Below are 16,812 nucleotides of genomic sequence, written 5' to 3'. Positions count from 1 at the left end.
GAGAAAGGAGCAGGCTTATGAATTTCGGAGAATATCTGTCAGCTATCGCTGATGTCAAGCTGCTTGCTCCTGAGGAGGAGCGTCAGCTTTGGCGCCAGTGCAAGGCAGGAGACAGAAAGGCCAGGCAGCGTCTCATAGAATCATATCAGCCTTTGGTCTGTCGCGAAGCTATGCCCTGGCGCAGCCGTCCTGATATCATGGACGCTGTGCAGGAGGGGACGGTGGGGCTGATTGAAGCGGTGGAGACTTATGACCCTGAAAGGGGCGTGGCTTTCAGCCTTTATGGCATGCACCGCATCAGAGGCAGGATACTTGACTTCCTGAGGAAAGAGGGCGGGGCAGATACCCCCTGCCTGGAGTCCCTCGCCACAGAGGAGGGGGAAGAACTTAACCTCAAGGAAAGTCTGGCTGACAGATCTGCGCTGACGGTGCCTGAGCAAGTGGAAAACGCTGTTTTTTCCGAGCGCCTGCACCATGCCCTCGACCGGTTGCCAGGTAATGAGAAAGCGGTACTGGAAGGCATGTATCTGGGGACGGCTGATGCCAGGGAGATGGCGGCTGATCTCAGTGTCTCGCTGGCTCATGTCTACAGGCTGAGGGATAAGGGCATAAGAAGAGTCAGGGGAATGCTGGCCCGCTTCAAGAGCGGCTGGACATGAAAAAAGAAGGAAATGTGTTGTTTAGGCAAGAATAAAATAGTTTTCGCTGCCAGATAGAGCGCAAAGCCCGGATATGCTGATTTTTGCTTTACAAAATCACCTTTGCTCCCTGGGATTATATAGATGAAAGGGGGCGGGAGCATGGATAAGGACAGCAAGCGTGCGCGCATACAGGCGGCCCGGGACTGGCTGGGTCAGGCTGATGATTCGCTGGAGCGGGCCGATGAGCTGCAGGGGGACCTGAAGCTTATGCTGGCCAAGGCAGAGCTTGAAGGAGCTTCTCCCGGGAAAATAATCTGCAAACTGCGCAAGTGGCTGTCCCGGGGGGCGGCTCTGGTTGTAGCGGTGCTCCTTGTGCTGGCCATAGAAAACTGGCCCTTTGGCCGGGAGCCCGTGCGGGAAGATATTTCTCCGCCAGCGCCTGTCAGGAGCATGGAAAGCCAGCCACAGGAGGCTGAGATTGTTGCAGGGCAGGCTGAGGAAGAAATACATGGCACAGGGGAAAATCCTATTCCCCCGGGTGAACCGGTGGAGGAAAGGGCTGCTGCGCCCCTTCAGGTGCAGGAGCGTGCTGAAGCAAGGGAGGGCACCTTTGAGGCTGGCACCCCCCAGTCTGCAGCCAGCCCTCACCTTACTTATATGCCTCCAAGGGTGCCTTCTGCTGACCAGCAGAGATTGATGCAGGAGGCGGGGGAAGTATTAAGGCGATAAACTTCGTGCGAAACGTTGTTTCGCATCCCTAAAGGGACTAACTTCGTGTCGCTACGCCCTTACACGCACACTAAGCTCCCACTGCGCCTTCCTTTAAAAGGACTAGCTCTGCTTTGCAGAGCGTCGCTGTTTGTGCTCGCTAAGTGTTTATAGTAAAAAGTTCTTTGTATTTCCAAGGAATTTTGATATATTATTATTGATTGCAGGGAGCAAGGGGAGAGAAAGGAAAATTTTTGGCCCCAAGGGAAATGTTTAGGAGGTCTGACTTTTGAAGAAAAAGCGATACAGATATTTGGCTGCTGCGGTGGCTATGGCCACCAGTGCAGCTGTGCTGCCCGGTTATGCCTATGCAGCGGAAGAAGTGGCTGCCCAGCAGGAAACGGTACCTGCAGAAGGCAGTGTCCAGGCTGATAATGTGGCTGCTGATATGGCAGCTGTCAGTCCGGAAGAAGCTGTGGAGACAAAGGCAGCAGACGGGGCTGAAAATGAGACGGCCGCAACGGAGGAAAGTGCTCAGGCACCGGTTCAGGTAGACGAGCGCACCGAAAATTGGAATAAGAACCGCCCGGATGAAAAGGCTATAGAGGACCTGCTGGGCCAGTTCGAAGGCCAGACAATCGTGGATATCCGCTTTGAAGGAGCTACGGAAAAGACGGAGCCCACGGCCAAGGCAGCTGTGTCCATGCATGCAGGTGATATGTTCACCTCAAAATTGCTCTATGAGGCCAGGGACACCATTTACAACACGGGCTATTTCTATGATATTTTCCCCTCTTTTGAGAAAGTGCCGGAAGGTGTCATTGTCACCTTCCATGTGCTGGAAAACCCCGTGCTGACGGATATTGAAATCACTGGCAACACTGTGGAGAAGTCTGAGGAACTCTATGATCGCATGGGCGTGAAGAAGGGGGAAATCCTCAACAGCCGCATCCTGCATGAAAATATCCAGGCCATTCAGGAGCTTTACCATAAGGATGGCTACATACTCATGAAGGTCTCCGATATGAATATAGATCCTTCTGGCAAGCTGGTCATCAAGATCAATGAGGGCAAGCTGGAAGGTTATGCAGTCAAGGGCAATAAGAAGACCAAGGACAGGGTTATCCTGCGTGAAATGCGTCAGAAGCCTGGTGAGCCCTTCAACTCCAAGCTGGCCCGTCGCAGCGTTCAGCGCGTCTACAACCTGGGGTTTTTTGAAGATGTGAACATCAAGATGAATCCAGGCGTGGAGCCCAACGCTGTGATCATGGAAGTGGATGTCAAGGAACAGCGCACGGGTACCTTCGGCGTGGGTGCCGGCTACAGCAGCTCTGACGGCATCCTGGGCATGATAAATGTGGGTGACAAGAACTTCCTGGGCACTGGTGATGCTGTTACCCTTACTTATCAGAGGTCTGGCAGTGAAAGCGATGCTCAGGGCTTTTTGTTCTCCTATAGGCGTCCCTGGATTGATAAAAAAGAAACTGTGGGTACCCTGAAAATCTATAACCGTACCTATGAGTATTCAGATTATGATACTAGCGGTGATGAGAAAGAAAGCTATATGCGCAGGTATGCCGGGGGAGAAATCACCTTTGGACGCCCTGTCAGCGAGTATTCTACCAATTACCTCACCCTTAGGAACCGCAAGGACACATATGTAAGGCATGAGGATGATGGCAACGTGGTCTGGACGAATCCTGATGGCAGCATCCATTGGGGCTATCATGACGAGGCCTGGAAGAAGTACAACTTCGGCACTACCCGTTCCATTACCTTCCAGCATGTGACGGATACCCGTGACAATGTCTACAACCCCACCGAGGGTGGCAAGGTCAGCCTTACTGCCGAGGTGGCAGGCTTTGGCGGAGATTTTGATTTCCAGAAGGCTTCAATTGAGGATGCCCGGTACTTCAAGGTGGGGCATAACCGCGTCATTGCTGTACGGGGCATGCTTGGCTACGGTCATGGACACCTTTCTGAGTTCAACCAGTACCGCGTCGGTGGTCAGGATACCCTGCGCGGTTATCGTGATGACCAGTTCCGCGGCGACCGCATGGCACTTCTGTCTATTGAGTACAGATTCCCTCTGGTTGACAAAGTCCAGGGTGCTGTTTTTGCTGATGGCGGCGGTGCCTGGAGTGACAGATTCCTGCCGCACTCCAACGAGCTTCACGCCAGCGTGGGTGTAGGCATTTCCTTCAATACGCCTATCGGTCCTGTACGTCTCGACTACGGTCGTGGCGATCAGGGCGGCCGTGTCCACTTCACCGTAGGCGGTGCCTTCTAAGGCGGTGAATAGAGCCGTGCCATTGCAGGCGATAAGGTTATTTGGCTTTTGCCTTATGCTGGGCGTACTGCTTGGCGGCCGGGGGGAGGCTTCTGCCCGGGTGGAAACAGTACGGGCAGAGGTCACGTCACCACATTCCATGCCGAAGCTGGCCAGGGAGCGCATGGAAAAGAGCGTAGAGGCCATTGCGGTTCAGCTGCTGGCAGGTCAGGATATAGCAGAGCTTCAGGGGAGAAAATATCAGGATGAAGCTCTGATCATGGAGGTATTTGACAAGGTGCTCATAGGCTACACTGTTGTAGGGGCAGTCATTGAGCCGGAAAAAAATACCGTTGTCAGGGTAAGCCTGGTCCCCTGGGACGCAACTATCGAAAAGGTGGAACCAGTCATTGCCATTGAAGGTATGTCCCCTCTGGTGGAAGAACTGGTACGTCAGGATGCTGCAGGGTTGGGAGAGGTCTTTCAGCAGGCCCTGCTGGGGCTGCCTGTGGCGGCAGGTGACTGGACTGCGGGACTTATCCGGCAGGAGGTCAAAAGATATTTGGACAAGCATCTGCCGGAGTTCAGGGCGGATTTTGAAGTCAGTCCGGGCAGACAGACCAGAGCGGAAATCACTCTCTATCCTCGTCTGCCGGTGGTGCGTACCATAGACCTTGCCATGCGCTCAGATACCATACCCAATATGACCTTGCTGGCCCATCGCAGCGAAATGCAGGATAAATGCAATATGCTGGTAGGGGTGCCTGTGAGCTTTGTCGCAAGGCACAGGGAAACCTTTGAAAAGGCTCTGGCCCGGGAGTTGGACACAAAGGGCGGCCTTGGCCGCTGGAAACTTGCCACCCAGGTTGAGATCCAGCCTGGGGAAAACACCCAGATTATGAGCCGTTCCAACACGGAACGCTACAGGGTGCGCTTGGAGGGCTGGCTGGATGTGGGACACCGGACAGAGAAGGACCGCAACAGGGATTTGACCCTGCGGCTTCATGCGGGAGCTATGCTCTCCCCAAAGGACGAGGTCTTTACCCTGCTTGATGTCTATCCGGAAAAGCCTGATTGGGGCTGGCAGCTGGGCTATGGACGCAGCCTGAGCTCCAAGGGACGGGCAGAGATACGCTATGATATGCGCGACCATAACTGGCTTATGTTCGCAAGCCAGCAGCTGTCCAGACGCTGGCTCCTGCGCTATGAGTACCGCTGGGGCAGCCGCGTATGGGAAACTGCCCTGCGCTACCAGCTCCATGATTTCATGGCTTTGGAGTATGTGGTGGATAGGAATGACAGCTGGGTAAGGGTGATAGGATATTTTTAGAGCACGAAACGCGTGTGAGGCTGCATTTGCCACTGGCAAAATTTCCTCACATGAGGTATAATATCCTTGTTTCTGTGCAAGTTTGATGGAAATTTTGCAGCCCTCAAAGGGCAAAGGAGAAATGAAACATGGTTAAATTGGAAAAGAAACAGGTTAAGATCGTAAGCGTACTTATCGCTTTGGCTTTCATCGGCTCTGTGGTGGCTCTGGCCCTGACCCAGTCCGGTTCCGGCCTGGCTTCCGCTGCCAGCTCCAGCGTGGGTGTGATTGACTACCGCACGGTAGCAGCCCAGCATCCCCAGCTCCAGCAGGCTGAGCAGACCATGCAGAACGAAGTGCAGAATGCTCAGAAGGATTTCGAGGAGAAATCTGCCAGCATGAACGATCAGGAGAAGGGCGACTATTATCAGCAGACCCAGCAGCGTCTCCAGCAGAAGAACAACGAGCTCATGGAGCCTATCCGCCAGAACATCGAGGAAACGGTGAAGAAGGTGGCCGAGGCCAAGGGCCTGCAGGTTGTCCTTGACAAGGGCGCTGTGGTTTATGGCGGCCAGGACATTACCCAGGACGTTGTGTCCAAGCTGGGCAAGTAAGGAAGATAGCCGAATGGCATAAGAGCAAATACCGGGCCTTGGTGCTCGGTATTTGTCGTAGTGGGTGCAATCAGAGGAGGGCAGGCTTTGAAGGATAAAGAAGATTCATCCCTCAAGGGAAGTTCTCCGGGCAGTGAGGAAGAAGTAAGTCTCAAGGGGCTTTGGCAGGAACACCATCGCCAGGTACTGGCAGGGGCTGCTGTCCTCGTGCTGTTGCTGACGGCAGGCACGGGATTGGTGCTTAAAAGTGTGCTGGACAGAAATGAACCACAGGAAAATGTGAAGCCGGTCAGCGAAATAGCATTTGCGGATGCCCGCAAGGTGTGGCCGGCCCATCCGGATTACGAAAGGCTGCAGCAGCTCCGGGCACAGGCCCTCAGCCTGGAAATGGAACTGGAGGACTTGCAGGAGCTGCCATTGCTCACAGTGCAGCCCCCGGAAACTGACAGTCAGCCCTTCAAGGATTCTGTCTGGCAGAAGAACGCCCAGACCGTCATCGGCGGCCGGGTGCAGCTGGACAGGGAGCGCAAGGCCATAGAGCAGGATTATCGGGAATCGACCCGTGCTGCTTATGAGGCTCAGCGGGCAGCCCTTGATGATGAGTATCTAAATGCCATCCTCAACATCAATCTAAAGCTGGATAACCAGCAGCAGATGCACCATCCCTGGACCAAACAGGAGGAACTGGATGAGGAGCGGGCGGCCTGGGAGCAGGAAGCCCTGCAGCTGAAGCAGGAGCGCGGAGAGCGCCAGTATCAGCTGAAGCTCGCCTGGGACAAACAGGTGCAGGATTATGTGGATTCTGTCATGGCCCCCAAGCTGGCTGAGTGGGACAAGAAGTCCAAGGAGGCCCTGGAACAGCAAAAGGCTGAGGCTGTGGCTGCCGAGGCAGCGGCCCAGGCCAGGAATGCGGAGCTCATGTCAAGGCAAATGGCTCTTTCCCTGCAAGTGCAGCAGCACTTGGAAAAGCAGCGGCAGCTGGTGCAGGTGAAGCAGGAGCTGGCGGCGTTGGAAAACCACATAGCCAATGACATTGAGGGCAAGGGAGCGAAGGTAGCAATCCTTCACCACTACACCATGATACTTTCCGTGCCTATGCCCAAGCTGCAGGGGATTTTCCCCGGTGCCCTGGGCAGGGATTTTTCGGAATCCTTCTACGGAGAAGTCACGGGGAATCTTGATGATGTGACTGAGGAACTGGCGGCCGAGGTCCGTACCCTTGAGAGTTCGAGTAAATAGTAACAGATAAAGGAAGCTGAGCAAGAGATGAATTTGAAGAAAAAAGCCCTGCTGGTGTCAGGGATTCTGATGGCATCTGCCCTGCTGGGCGGCTGCGGTCAAGCCAAGATTGGTTATATAGATGCAGAGCGGGTGCTGAAGGAAGCTCCCCAGATCAAGGCCCTTGACGAGGAAGGCAGCCAGAAGTACAAGGAAGCTGTAGAAGAAGCAGAAAAGAAGCTGCAGGAGAGCCAGGACATGACACAGGAAGAGGCCCAGAAGGCACAGATGGATGTGCAGAGAAAACTCCAGGGCATCAACCAGTCCTACGCTTTGCAGATGCGCCAAAAGCTGGATGTGGCTTTGGGCGACATTGCCCGTGATGAGAAATTGGATGCCGTGGTGCAGAATGTTCCTGATCAGCCTGTAGCAGTGTCTGGCTGCATCGACATCACGGACAAGGCCATCGAGAAGTTGCAGTAAGAGCCACGGAGGAGCATGCCATGAAGAAGACTTTGCAGGAGATTGCCTCTCTGGTGGGGGGCCGGGTGGCAGGTGATGGGGAAATCCTCATTTCCGGTCTGGATAATATAGCCGGGGCCGGGGAATGTGACCTGACCTTTGCTGTTGACCCTCATATCGAAGAAGCCAAGGAATCTCGTGCGGCAGCAGTGATGCTGCCGGAGGGGGAAGCTGCGGCGAAGGACTTCCCCAAGGCTGCCATCTATGTTGAGGACCCCAGGGCGGCTTTTGCGAAGCTGTTGGAAATTTTCACCCCGAAGCTGGATTTCCCTGTGGGAGTAAGCGATAAGGCGCATATCGGCCAGGATGTGAAAATCGGAGAAGGGGTCATCGTCATGCCCTTCGCAGTGGTGGATGACCATGCTGTGCTGGGTGACAGGGTTGTTATCTACCCTCACACTTATGTAGGGCAGTATGCTGAGATTAGCGATGATACAGTTATCTATTCTTCCGCTACTGTGCGGGAATATTGCCGGGTGGGCAAGCGCTGCGTCATTCATGCTTCTGCCGTCATCGGTTCCGATGGCTTCGGCTTCACCACCAAGGATGGCGTACACACCAAGGTGCCCCAGGTGGGCAATGTGGTGCTGGAAGATGATGTGGAGATTGGCTCCCATGTGGGGGTTGACCGTGCTGCTATGGGGTCTACGGTCATTGGTAAAGGCACGAAGATTGACAATCTGGTGCATATCGGCCACAACTGCAAGATTGGGGCAAACTGCCTTATTGTGGCCCAGACGGGCATCTCAGGCTCCACGGAAGTAGGACATAACGTGACCTTCGGCGGCCAGACAGGCACTGTAGGACATATCAAGATCGGTGCCAACTCTGTCTACGCGGCCCGCTCAGGTATCATCAGCGATATGCCCGAGGGACAGTTCTGTGCAGGTTTCCCGGTGCAGTCCCACACGGAATGGTTGCGTATGCAGGCAGCCATGAAGAAACTGCCGGAGCTTTTGAAGAAGGTCAAGAAACTGGAAAAAGAGCTGGCGAACAAGTAATTGATAAAGGAGCTGCCCGGGGCGGCTCCTTTTTTGAAGGACGGCGGAGGTTGCTGCTGCCGTTGTGAGTTGTAAGCACTGAGGTTGATTATGTTAGCATATTATCTGGTAAAGGCGTTAAGCCATATCCTGTGCCTTGTTCCCCAGGGTATGAGCGACAGTCTGGGCAGGGGGCTTGCTCTGATGCTCTGGCCCTTTGTGCCGAAGAAAAGGAAGCTGCTGGCCAAACAGCAGATCATGGACTGCTTGCAGGTGGATGAAAGGGAAGCAGAGCGCATTGCCAAAGAGAGCACCCTGCGTTTCGGCCCTATGCTCTTTGAGGTGCTGCGCTCCCCTGTCATCAAGGAGCGTATGGACGAATATGTGACCCTCACCGGGGCGGTGGAGGAGCTGAAAGCCCAGGCCGCCTCCGGGCAGGGCTGTGTCATTGCCACCTCCCATTCCGGCAACTGGGAGCTGGAGGGAGGAGCTCTGGCCCATCATGGCATTCCCCTGGTGGCGGTGGCCAAGAAGCAGACCTCCCGGGGCATGGACAAGTTCATCAATGAGTACCGCGCCCTTATGGGCATGCACGTCACTTACAGCAAGGGAGTGCGGGAAATGTATGATATGCTGGGGCAGGGCTGGTTCATCGGCCTGCTCTCAGACCAGGACCCCAGCCGCAAAGACGGCATGGTGATGGATTTCTTCGGCCGCCCCACCAACTGCGTGGTGGGAGCTGCCACTATGGCCCGCTTCAAGGATGTGCCCGTCTTCATGGTGCAGATCCACAAAGAAAAGGACGGCCGCCACACCCTGCATATCTATCCTCCCCTGCGGGTGGAGAGGACCAAAAACAAGAAAGAGGATATCAGGAACACCACCCAGCAGCTGAACCACATGCTGGAAGAGCATATCCGCCGCTATCCCGAGGACTGGTTCTGGCTCCACGACAGATGGAAGTCCATGCGGGAGGAGTACTGAAAGAAATGAAAAAACCGCTTTCCCGTGTGAGGGAGGGCGGTTTTTTAGCAGGAAGATCCATTGTGTACTTGTGTGGCGCACAATGGATTTCGGCTACCATATCAAATCCCTGCTATACTTTTTCAAAATTTTCATGTATGATAGAATTGTCGTTAAAATATATTTTTAATAGCATTTTATATGGGTTCTCTGCCATGCGGGCCTGGGGAGGTCAGCTCGGCTTGTGCAAGAGAGGTCAAGTTCCAAGAAAGGATGTGGAGGTAATGAGGAGATTTTCGAGGCTTGTTTCCCTGTTGGCAGTAATGGCGGCGGTGCTGGTCTTTTCCGTGGCCAGCGTGCTGGCATCTCCGGCTGACAGCCTGAACTGGCAGGATTCCACCATCACTGTGACAGGCATGGGGGCACCACCGGCCAATGCCAGGAACAGCGCCCAGGCCCGCATGATGGCCCGCCGGGCAGCTGTGGTGGACGGCTACCGCCAGCTGGCAGAAATCGTGAAGGGCGTCAATGTGGATGCTGAGAGCACCGTGGAAAACTTCATGGTTACCAGCGATGTAGTCCGCACCAAGGTCAGCGCCCTGGTGCAGGGCGCCCAGGTAGTTAGCGAGCGCGCCACTTCCGATGGGGGCTATGAAGTCACCATGAAGATCGCCATGTTCGGCGTAAGCAACTCTCTGGCCGAAGCCGTCATGCCCAAACCTCCTGTGCAGGAAGTTTTCCCAGAGCCGGTGCAGTCCGTAGCTCCTTCCCAGCCTGCCTATGATGCAGGGGCTTCCGTCAGCGTGCGCATTGATGTGACTGCCAAGGCGCCTGCTCCCCCCGCTGCCAATTCAAATGCCATCGGCGGCTACACGGGCCTGATCGTTGACTGCCGCGGCCTGGGCCTCCGGCCTGTCATGAGCCCGGTCATCAAGAATGCCAGCGGCGAAAACATCTATGGGCATAAGAATCTGAATCCTGATTTCGTCATTGCCAACGGCATGGCCAGCTATACCACGGATATTGCTAATGGCACCAGGCGTGCAGGCAGCAATCCCCTGGTTGTGAAGGCTGTTTCTCTGGATAGCCACAACAGCTATCCCGTGCTTTCCGTGGCAGATGCCAACCGTGTCCTCATCGAGAACAGGAGCGCAGGCTTCCTTGAGAAGACTAACGTGGTGTTCATCCGTTGAGTTATGCTTCCCGCCTCCCCTTTTTTGGGGGAGACGGGATTTTTCCAAAAACGGGGCTGACCTTCCCAAGCTCGCATGATTATCACAAGGACGTATGTATGGCTCATTCCGAAAGGGGGATAAAGATGTACGCGGAAATTATTGGCAAAAAAATTGCTTCGCTGACACTGGCTGCAGCTCTTTTGCTGACGGCTCAGACCACCCTGGCCCAGAGCAGGGTGGACTGGGAGCGGCAGGTGGTGGCTGCTACAGGCACGGGCATAGCGCCGCCTACGGCCATAAATGCGGCCCAGGCTGAGATGCTGGCCCGCCGGGCAGCGGTGGCAGATGCCTACCGCCAGCTGGCTGAGGAAGTGGCCGGAGTGCAGGTGGATGCGGAGAGCACCGTGCAGAATTATATGGTGATGTCGGATGTGGTGCGCACGAAAGTCTCTGCCTGCGTGCAGGGGGCAAGGGTGCTGGAGGAGAGAGCCATACCCGGCGGCGCCTATGAGGTGACCATGGAAGTGCCCATGTTCGGTGTGAGTAATTCCCTGGCCGCTGCCGTGCTGACCAGGAATACGGTGCGCCAGCCCTTCCCTGCGCCCAATTGGGGCTATGAGGAGGACTACGATTATGCCGGGCCTGCCGTGCAGCAGCCTGCAGCCGGTTCTTCTGTCAGCATAGAGGTGAATATCAATCAGACACCGCCCCTGGTCATGAATGCGGCAGCTTACGGCACAGGAACTTATGGGGGCTATGGCACCCCCTCCTCATCAAGCTACAGCCAGCCCCAGTCTGTCACGAACCCTGCAGCAGGGCAGACTGCTGCCAGCAAGAAGAAAAAGAAGGAAAAGATGCCGAAGATTGAGGGGGACTACACCAGCCTGGTGGTGGACTGCACAGGCCTCAGCCTGCGCCCGGCCATGAGCCCTGTCATCAAGAATGAGCAGGGAGAGGCCATCTACGGCGCCAGCAATCTGGACTATGACTTGGTTTCCACCAAGGGCATGGCGGCCTATTGCAGGGGCCTGGATGTTTCCGGGGTGCCGCGGGCAGGGGACAAGCCCCTGCTGGTGAAATGCGAGTCCCTGTCGGGCAACGGGGTCAACCCTGTGCTGGCCCTCACAGATGCCAACCGGGTGCTGCTGGAAAATGAGCAGAGCCATTTCCTCGATAACATGAATGTGATTCTGGTACGGTGACATTAGGAGGAAGAGAAAATGAAAAAGAGTCTTGGCGTGATTATGGCAGCCCTGATGGCTTTCACTTTTGGCACGGCTTCGGCGGCGGAGATTGGCAATGACGGATTCGTGCAGGTGGAGGTGGAGGTCTACCCGGAGCCGGGTGAATCCCTCAATGACATGCGCAGGGTGGCGGTGGCAGAGGCCTACCGTCAGCTGGCTGAGGAAGTGGATGAGCTCCATGTCACTTCCAACACCACAGTGATAAAGTCCCGCCGGGCCAGCGACACTATCAATATTTCCGTGGACACCATCCTCAAGGGAGCCAGAATCAGCAAGGTGTACCGGGATAACGCTGGCGTCTTCCACGCCATTGCCAGCCTGGGAGTGTACGGGGGGCCAACTCCCTAGCAGGAGTGCTGCTGCCAACGGATGTGGTCCATGAGGACTTTCCCCAGCCCAAGATGACCAGCATGGAAAGCGGCAGCTTTGACCAGGGCAAGAGCTACACGGGCCTTATCCTGGACTGCCGGGGCAGGGGGCTGACCACGGCTATCTCTCCCGCCATCCTCTCCCAGTGGGGCGAGCGGATTTACGCCTATGAGAACGTGCCCCGCCAGACAGCCATCAGCTGGGGCATGGTGGACTACTCCGAGGATCTCAATAGCGGTGTGTCCAGAGCCGGTGACTCACCCCTCATCATCAAGGCTGTCAGCGTGTCCGGCGGCGTTGATCCCGTGGTGAGCCAAGCAGATGCAGACAGGATCCTGGCGGCCAACCAGACTTCGAAATTCCTTGCCAATTGCTCAGTTGTGATAGTGAGGTAAAGGCCATGAAAAAACTGACAAAACTGGCAGCAGCCGTGGCCCTGGGCCTGGCCTCAGCCTTGGCTCTGCCCTCTCCGGCAGAAGCGGCCATCCAGACTATCGAGGCTTCCGGGGTCTACGTGATGGACTCCAGGCTGGGTGAGACCACCGAGGCTGCCACCGGTCGGGCCAGGGAGGATGCCAAGCGGGCCGCCGCCGAGAAGGCGGGGGTCTATGTGGAGTCCTACTCCAAGACCGTCAACATGGTGCTGGAGGAAGACGAGGTGCGCACCATCGCCGCCCAGCTGCTGAAAATACAAGGGGAAAAGTCCAAGGTGGCAGTGCTGGAGGACAGCCTGCTGCAATTCACCGTTACCATCACCGCCCTGGTGGATGACAGCGGCGTGGATATGCAGAGGGCGGTCAGCACCGACAAGAGCGTCCTGTCAGAGGATGCCCGGCGGAATAGCGAGCTCCAGCGGGAGTATGACGAACTGAAAAAGCAGATGGAGGAACTGAAGCGCAGGTACGAGGGGGCAGGAGAAGCCCAGCGGGCAGAGATCAAGGCAGAAGCCGCCGCCAACACCCAGCGCTTCGGTGCGGCAGAGGAACTGGAGAAGGCCAACGGCCTTTTCGCCCGGGGAGACTACCCCCAGGCCCTTTCCGCCTACACCCGCGCCCTGGGGCTGAATCCCCGGCTGCCGGAGGCTTACAACAACCGGGGGCTGGCCTATTACCACCTGCGGCAGTACAGCGAAGCCGTCAATGATTTCAATCAGGCGGCAGTCCTGAAGCCAAATTTCCTGCAGGCTTACAGCAACAGGGGCATGGTGCGTCTGGAGCAGGGGCAGGCCGCCCAGGCCATACAGGACTGCACCCAGGCCCTCTCCATCGACTCCCGCTTTGCCCCGGCTCTCAACAACCGCGGCCGGGCCTACGTGGCGGCTGGACAGGCGGACCGCGCCCTGGGGGACTTGCAGCAGGCAGCCCGCATCATGCCCGGCAGTGCCGACATCCACAATAATCTGGGCAGCGCCTATATGATGCTGAAAAGTTACCGTGAGGCTGTGAATGAATACGGACAGGCCATCAGGCTGAACGGCAGCTTTGCCGAAGCTTATTACAACCGGGCCCTGGCCTACTGCAATCTGGGCCAGTTCATGGAAGCCCTGCCGGATGCCCAGCGGGCGAAAGAACTGAACCCCGGTGACGGTGCCGCCAGCGACCTGTACAGCAGGATAAGGAGCAAACTGGGAGGCTGAGTGTGATGAAAAAAGCCCTATATCTTTTGTCTGCCGCCCTATGCTTTTTGCTCTGCCAGGCCCCGCAGGCCCAGGCAGCTATCCATGATAGCGGCCTCCCCTATGCTTCGGTGAGATACCAGGCCGACCGAGGGACAAATTACACTGGCTTACCACCACAAGACAAACTATGGCAAGTATGTGGTGCTGTCAGAAAGCGAGAATGTCTATTTCTCCTTCGATTTCAATCCCACTACCAAAGAGTTCACCATGTACAGTGATAACGGCTCCGTCACCGCTGTCAGGAGAATGCTGAGCTGGGACAGGATGGAGTGTCATGAAACCTCAGGTACTGACGGCATCTACACCAGGCAGAGCGACGGAATGTACTGTCTTGATGGAGCAAGTTACAATATCTACGAACGCGCCCCCAAGGCATTCAATATCATTTTGGAAAGGAATGGGGATCTTACCTGAGAGGGAAGAGATTCCTGTTGGAAGCCGCAGCCTGTGAATCGAATGTCGATAGCAAAGGCAGACAGAAAACCGCCGGCCATCTTTTATGGTGGCCGGCGGTAAAATTTCAAAGAAAGTGAGGCAACTGCACCAGTTCGTGAGGTTAACCGTCATGGGGGACGGCAGTTCTTCGGTCAAAAGACTTGAAGGCGTTTTGGCAAAGTGCAAAGGAGTGGATTCTTCATGCAGATCATACATCAAGCCCCTCTGGCGGCCTTAGGGCTGGGAGCGGCGTTTACGGTGGTTTGGGGCGTGGCTGACCCCGTGGCGGCCTTTGCGGAGGTTCGCGTCATTGAGGCGGACGGGTACTACATCATGGGAGACGGGCCGGAGGAGAATGCGGCCGTGGCCAAGGAGAGGGCGCGGGCCGATGCCAGGCGGGCAGCCAGCGAGCAGGCGGGGCTGTATGTGGCAGGGATGACTGAGGTGAAGAAAGGGAAGCTCACCCGGGATGAGATACGAACGATTTCTGTCGCTGTGATGGAAGTGAAGGAAGATAATGTAACGCCGGAGGTTGGGGGGCACGGTGATCCAGTACCACTGCCGCATGAAAGCCGTGGTGGACACAGGCAGCATCACCGACCAACTGCGGCAGGACAGGGCAGAACTGGAGGCAGCGGTACAGCGCAATATGGAGCTTGAAAAGGAAGTCGAGCGGGTAAATGCTGAGATGACTGCTCTTAAAGAGCAGTATGGCAAAGCTGGCAGCGAGACAGCGAGACAGGAGATTCAGCATGAGGTAAACAGGAATGAGGTGGATTTCGAATCCAACCAATTAGTTGTGAAAGCGCTGGAGCAAAGGAGAGCGGGGGATAAAGAAGGAGCTCTCGATTCTCTGAAAAAATCGTTGGAACTTAATCCCAGAAATATTGCTGCCTATAACACTATAGGGGGGATTTATATTGAGTTGAGGGAGTATGCAAAAGCGGTAGAGATATTTCAGAAGTTGCAGTCTGTTGCCCCCGCTCATACTGCTTCATACGTAAATATGGGGGTTGCTTACGCTGAAATGGGAGAATACCATAAAGCTATTCCTTACTATAAAAAAGCATTGTCAATGGATTGGAGCGATTATAGCAGGGATTCGAAAGCTACGACGTATGCTGACTATGGCATGGTTTATTTGCAAATGGACGAAAGAGAAAAAGCCTATAATATGTTTCGCAGAGCACTGGATATTTCTCCAGAAAATGCAGATGCACTTGGTGGCTTGGGGCGTTATTACTACGAAATTGATGAGTTCCAAACCGCTGTGAAATATCTGGAAAAAGCAGTTGCAATTGATCAGTCTGACCCGAAAGATTATGTGAATCTAGGCCTTTCATATAGTGAGTTGAAGGAATATGCCAAGGGGAAGGAAGCACATAGAAAAGCTTTGAAAATTGATAGTAAGTGTGTGGAAGCATATGTTGGCTTAGGTTCAATATATAGGGATGAGAAACAATTTGAAAAGGCTATTGATTGTTACAATAGGGCAGTAGAATTTGCGAAAGATAAGGATTCCTTATATCACGCCTATATGTCTCGTTGTGTTTGCTATTGTTTGATGAAATCATGAGATAAAGCATTGAGAGATGCTGAAAAGGCGTTGGAAATTGATGAAAATGGGGAAGAGAGTGCAAAGCTCCATGAACTGCGTGACCGGTTAAGAACATTAGTGTAGAGAATTCATCAGTTTTGATGTGATTGTTTTCCTTAAAAGCCGTCGCTTCCCAAGCGGGCAGCAGCGGATGAAAATCAAAGGAAGCGCAGACGATATGGTATCAGCTGATCATATCAGCAGTCTTCGGTTTTGTAAGTGCTATACCCCTCATAATTATAAGAGGCATCGATGCCCTTCATATATACTTGGCGGTCATTGACCTTGGTGGTTAGAGCAGCCTTTAATAGCGCCTTGATTTCTTTGTCCCGAACAACGCTTCGCTCCATGGCAAAAAGATAATCTTCCTTATCTACCTGGCTCCAGTCAATAACCTGGCCCAGTTCCTTCTTTAGTATGGTATCAAGCCAGATGCGGGTGCTGCGCCCGTTTCCCTCACGGAATGGATGGGCAACATTCATTTCGACATACTTCTCTATGATGTGGTCGAAGCTGTCCTGGGGCATGGTATCAATGCTTTTTAGTACACTGTCCAGATATAGTATCGGAGCAAAGCGGAAGTTGCCTTTGGCTATGTTGACGTCACGTATTTTTCCTGCAAAGTCGTAGACATCTTGAAATAGATAACCATGGATAGATTGTAGGCCAGCGGAGGTGCCTACTTCGAAGTTATCCAGGAGCTTATTGTCATAAAGCTCCAAGGCGCGTTTCTTTGTCAGGCGTTCTTCTTCATGTGCCAGCTCTCTGGCGTCGCTGATGCCTAATTTGTTGTTCAACAAAGTTAACACTTCTTTCATTGGAAATGTTGGAGGTGTTGTTCAAGTATTGCAATAGTGTACCTTAATACCTATATACCCCACCACCGATATACTTTTATACCTGCATTACTTTTTGTCCAGCAACAAAATTAACCGTTTCTTCGGGCACAAAACTTTGCCCATTATATATAGGTTGCAGCGCTTGATAACATGAAAATTCCCCTTTCCTAAGGAATATGTATGTCAGACAAGTTTGCAACTATTCTTGATATTAGTATATTCTTCCTATATTTTACTGTCAATGACAGGTT

At 54.3% G+C, this 16,812-nt stretch carries 18 protein-coding genes; 17 read left to right on the top strand and 1 reads right to left on the bottom strand.

Translation table 11 applies throughout. From position 1 onward, the window contains the following. Positions 1 to 17: 17 nt before the first annotated feature. From BLW59_RS05855 to BLW59_RS05775, 17 genes are all read left to right on the top strand, one after another. On the top strand, positions 18 to 659 hold the full coding sequence (locus tag BLW59_RS05855) for a sigma-70 family RNA polymerase sigma factor (protein ID WP_029545992.1): 642 nt from the start codon (positions 18 to 20) through the stop codon (positions 657 to 659). A 141-nt stretch (positions 660 to 800) separates the two neighbouring features. Next, the gene (locus BLW59_RS05850) at positions 801 to 1,370 is read left to right on the top strand and encodes a hypothetical protein (RefSeq protein WP_074696935.1); all 570 of its coding nucleotides are present in this window, start codon (positions 801 to 803) and stop codon (positions 1,368 to 1,370) included. Positions 1,371 to 1,638: 268 nt separating this feature from the next. Next, a complete protein-coding gene (locus tag BLW59_RS05845) occupies positions 1,639 to 3,639 on the top strand; it encodes a BamA/OMP85 family outer membrane protein (RefSeq protein ID WP_139283561.1) in 2,001 nt (666 codons plus the stop codon). Positions 3,640 to 3,694: 55 nt separating this feature from the next. Further along, on the top strand, positions 3,695 to 4,948 hold the full coding sequence (locus BLW59_RS05840; RefSeq protein ID WP_081348407.1) for a hypothetical protein: 1,254 nt from the start codon (positions 3,695 to 3,697) through the stop codon (positions 4,946 to 4,948). 128 nt (positions 4,949 to 5,076) lie between these two features. Continuing rightward, positions 5,077 to 5,541: an OmpH family outer membrane protein gene (locus BLW59_RS05835; protein WP_029545985.1), complete on the top strand. Its 465-nt coding sequence runs from the start codon at positions 5,077 to 5,079 to the stop codon at positions 5,539 to 5,541. Positions 5,542 to 5,628: 87 nt separating this feature from the next. Continuing rightward, positions 5,629 to 6,780: a hypothetical protein gene (locus BLW59_RS05830; RefSeq protein WP_081348406.1), complete on the top strand. Its 1,152-nt coding sequence runs from the start codon at positions 5,629 to 5,631 to the stop codon at positions 6,778 to 6,780. Positions 6,781 to 6,807: 27 nt separating this feature from the next. Then, complete coding sequence (locus tag BLW59_RS05825; protein ID WP_074696931.1) at positions 6,808 to 7,242, top strand: OmpH family outer membrane protein; 435 nt, start codon at positions 6,808 to 6,810, stop codon at positions 7,240 to 7,242. A 20-nt stretch (positions 7,243 to 7,262) separates the two neighbouring features. Then, positions 7,263 to 8,282: a UDP-3-O-(3-hydroxymyristoyl)glucosamine N-acyltransferase gene (gene lpxD, locus BLW59_RS05820; protein WP_074696929.1), complete on the top strand. Its 1,020-nt coding sequence runs from the start codon at positions 7,263 to 7,265 to the stop codon at positions 8,280 to 8,282. 90 nt (positions 8,283 to 8,372) lie between these two features. Next, positions 8,373 to 9,245, top strand: a complete 873-nt coding sequence (locus BLW59_RS05815) for a lysophospholipid acyltransferase family protein (RefSeq protein WP_074696926.1) — start codon at positions 8,373 to 8,375, stop codon at positions 9,243 to 9,245. A 263-nt stretch (positions 9,246 to 9,508) separates the two neighbouring features. Further along, on the top strand, positions 9,509 to 10,417 hold the full coding sequence (locus tag BLW59_RS05810) for an LPP20 family lipoprotein (protein WP_074696924.1): 909 nt from the start codon (positions 9,509 to 9,511) through the stop codon (positions 10,415 to 10,417). Positions 10,418 to 10,542: 125 nt separating this feature from the next. Then, entirely contained in the window at positions 10,543 to 11,601 is a 1,059-nt protein-coding gene (locus BLW59_RS05805) for an LPP20 family lipoprotein (RefSeq protein ID WP_175463363.1), read from the top strand. 18 nt (positions 11,602 to 11,619) lie between these two features. Then, positions 11,620 to 11,991, top strand: coding sequence for an LPP20 family lipoprotein (locus BLW59_RS05800; RefSeq protein WP_074696922.1), 372 nt, complete (start codon positions 11,620 to 11,622; stop codon positions 11,989 to 11,991). Positions 11,992 to 11,996: 5 nt separating this feature from the next. Beyond that, complete coding sequence (locus BLW59_RS05795) at positions 11,997 to 12,407, top strand: hypothetical protein (RefSeq protein ID WP_074696920.1); 411 nt, start codon at positions 11,997 to 11,999, stop codon at positions 12,405 to 12,407. 5 nt (positions 12,408 to 12,412) lie between these two features. After that, positions 12,413 to 13,648, top strand: a complete 1,236-nt coding sequence (locus BLW59_RS05790; protein ID WP_074696918.1) for a tetratricopeptide repeat protein — start codon at positions 12,413 to 12,415, stop codon at positions 13,646 to 13,648. 183 nt (positions 13,649 to 13,831) lie between these two features. Beyond that, on the top strand, positions 13,832 to 14,104 hold the full coding sequence (locus BLW59_RS05785; RefSeq protein WP_074696916.1) for a hypothetical protein: 273 nt from the start codon (positions 13,832 to 13,834) through the stop codon (positions 14,102 to 14,104). A 222-nt stretch (positions 14,105 to 14,326) separates the two neighbouring features. Beyond that, positions 14,327 to 14,785, top strand: coding sequence for a hypothetical protein (locus tag BLW59_RS05780; protein WP_074696914.1), 459 nt, complete (start codon positions 14,327 to 14,329; stop codon positions 14,783 to 14,785). After that, positions 14,775 to 15,701, top strand: a complete 927-nt coding sequence (locus BLW59_RS05775; RefSeq protein ID WP_074696912.1) for a tetratricopeptide repeat protein — start codon at positions 14,775 to 14,777, stop codon at positions 15,699 to 15,701. The genes BLW59_RS05780 and BLW59_RS05775 overlap by 11 nt, the downstream gene beginning before the upstream one ends. Positions 15,702 to 15,919: 218 nt before the next feature. Here the strand turns inward: BLW59_RS05775 and fic are convergent, their stop codons facing one another. Continuing rightward, the gene (gene fic, locus BLW59_RS05770; RefSeq protein ID WP_074696910.1) at positions 15,920 to 16,540 is read right to left on the bottom strand and encodes a protein adenylyltransferase Fic; all 621 of its coding nucleotides are present in this window, start codon (positions 16,538 to 16,540) and stop codon (positions 15,920 to 15,922) included. Positions 16,541 to 16,812: the final 272 nt, after the last annotated feature.

The sequence above is a fragment of the Selenomonas sp. KH1T6 genome (assembly GCF_900108415.1).
GTDB classification, from domain to species: Bacteria; Bacillota; Negativicutes; order Selenomonadales; family Selenomonadaceae; genus Selenomonas_B; species Selenomonas_B ruminantium_A.
The sequence above is the reverse complement of the archived record's forward strand: the minus strand, read 5'-3'. Positions and strand labels throughout refer to the sequence as shown.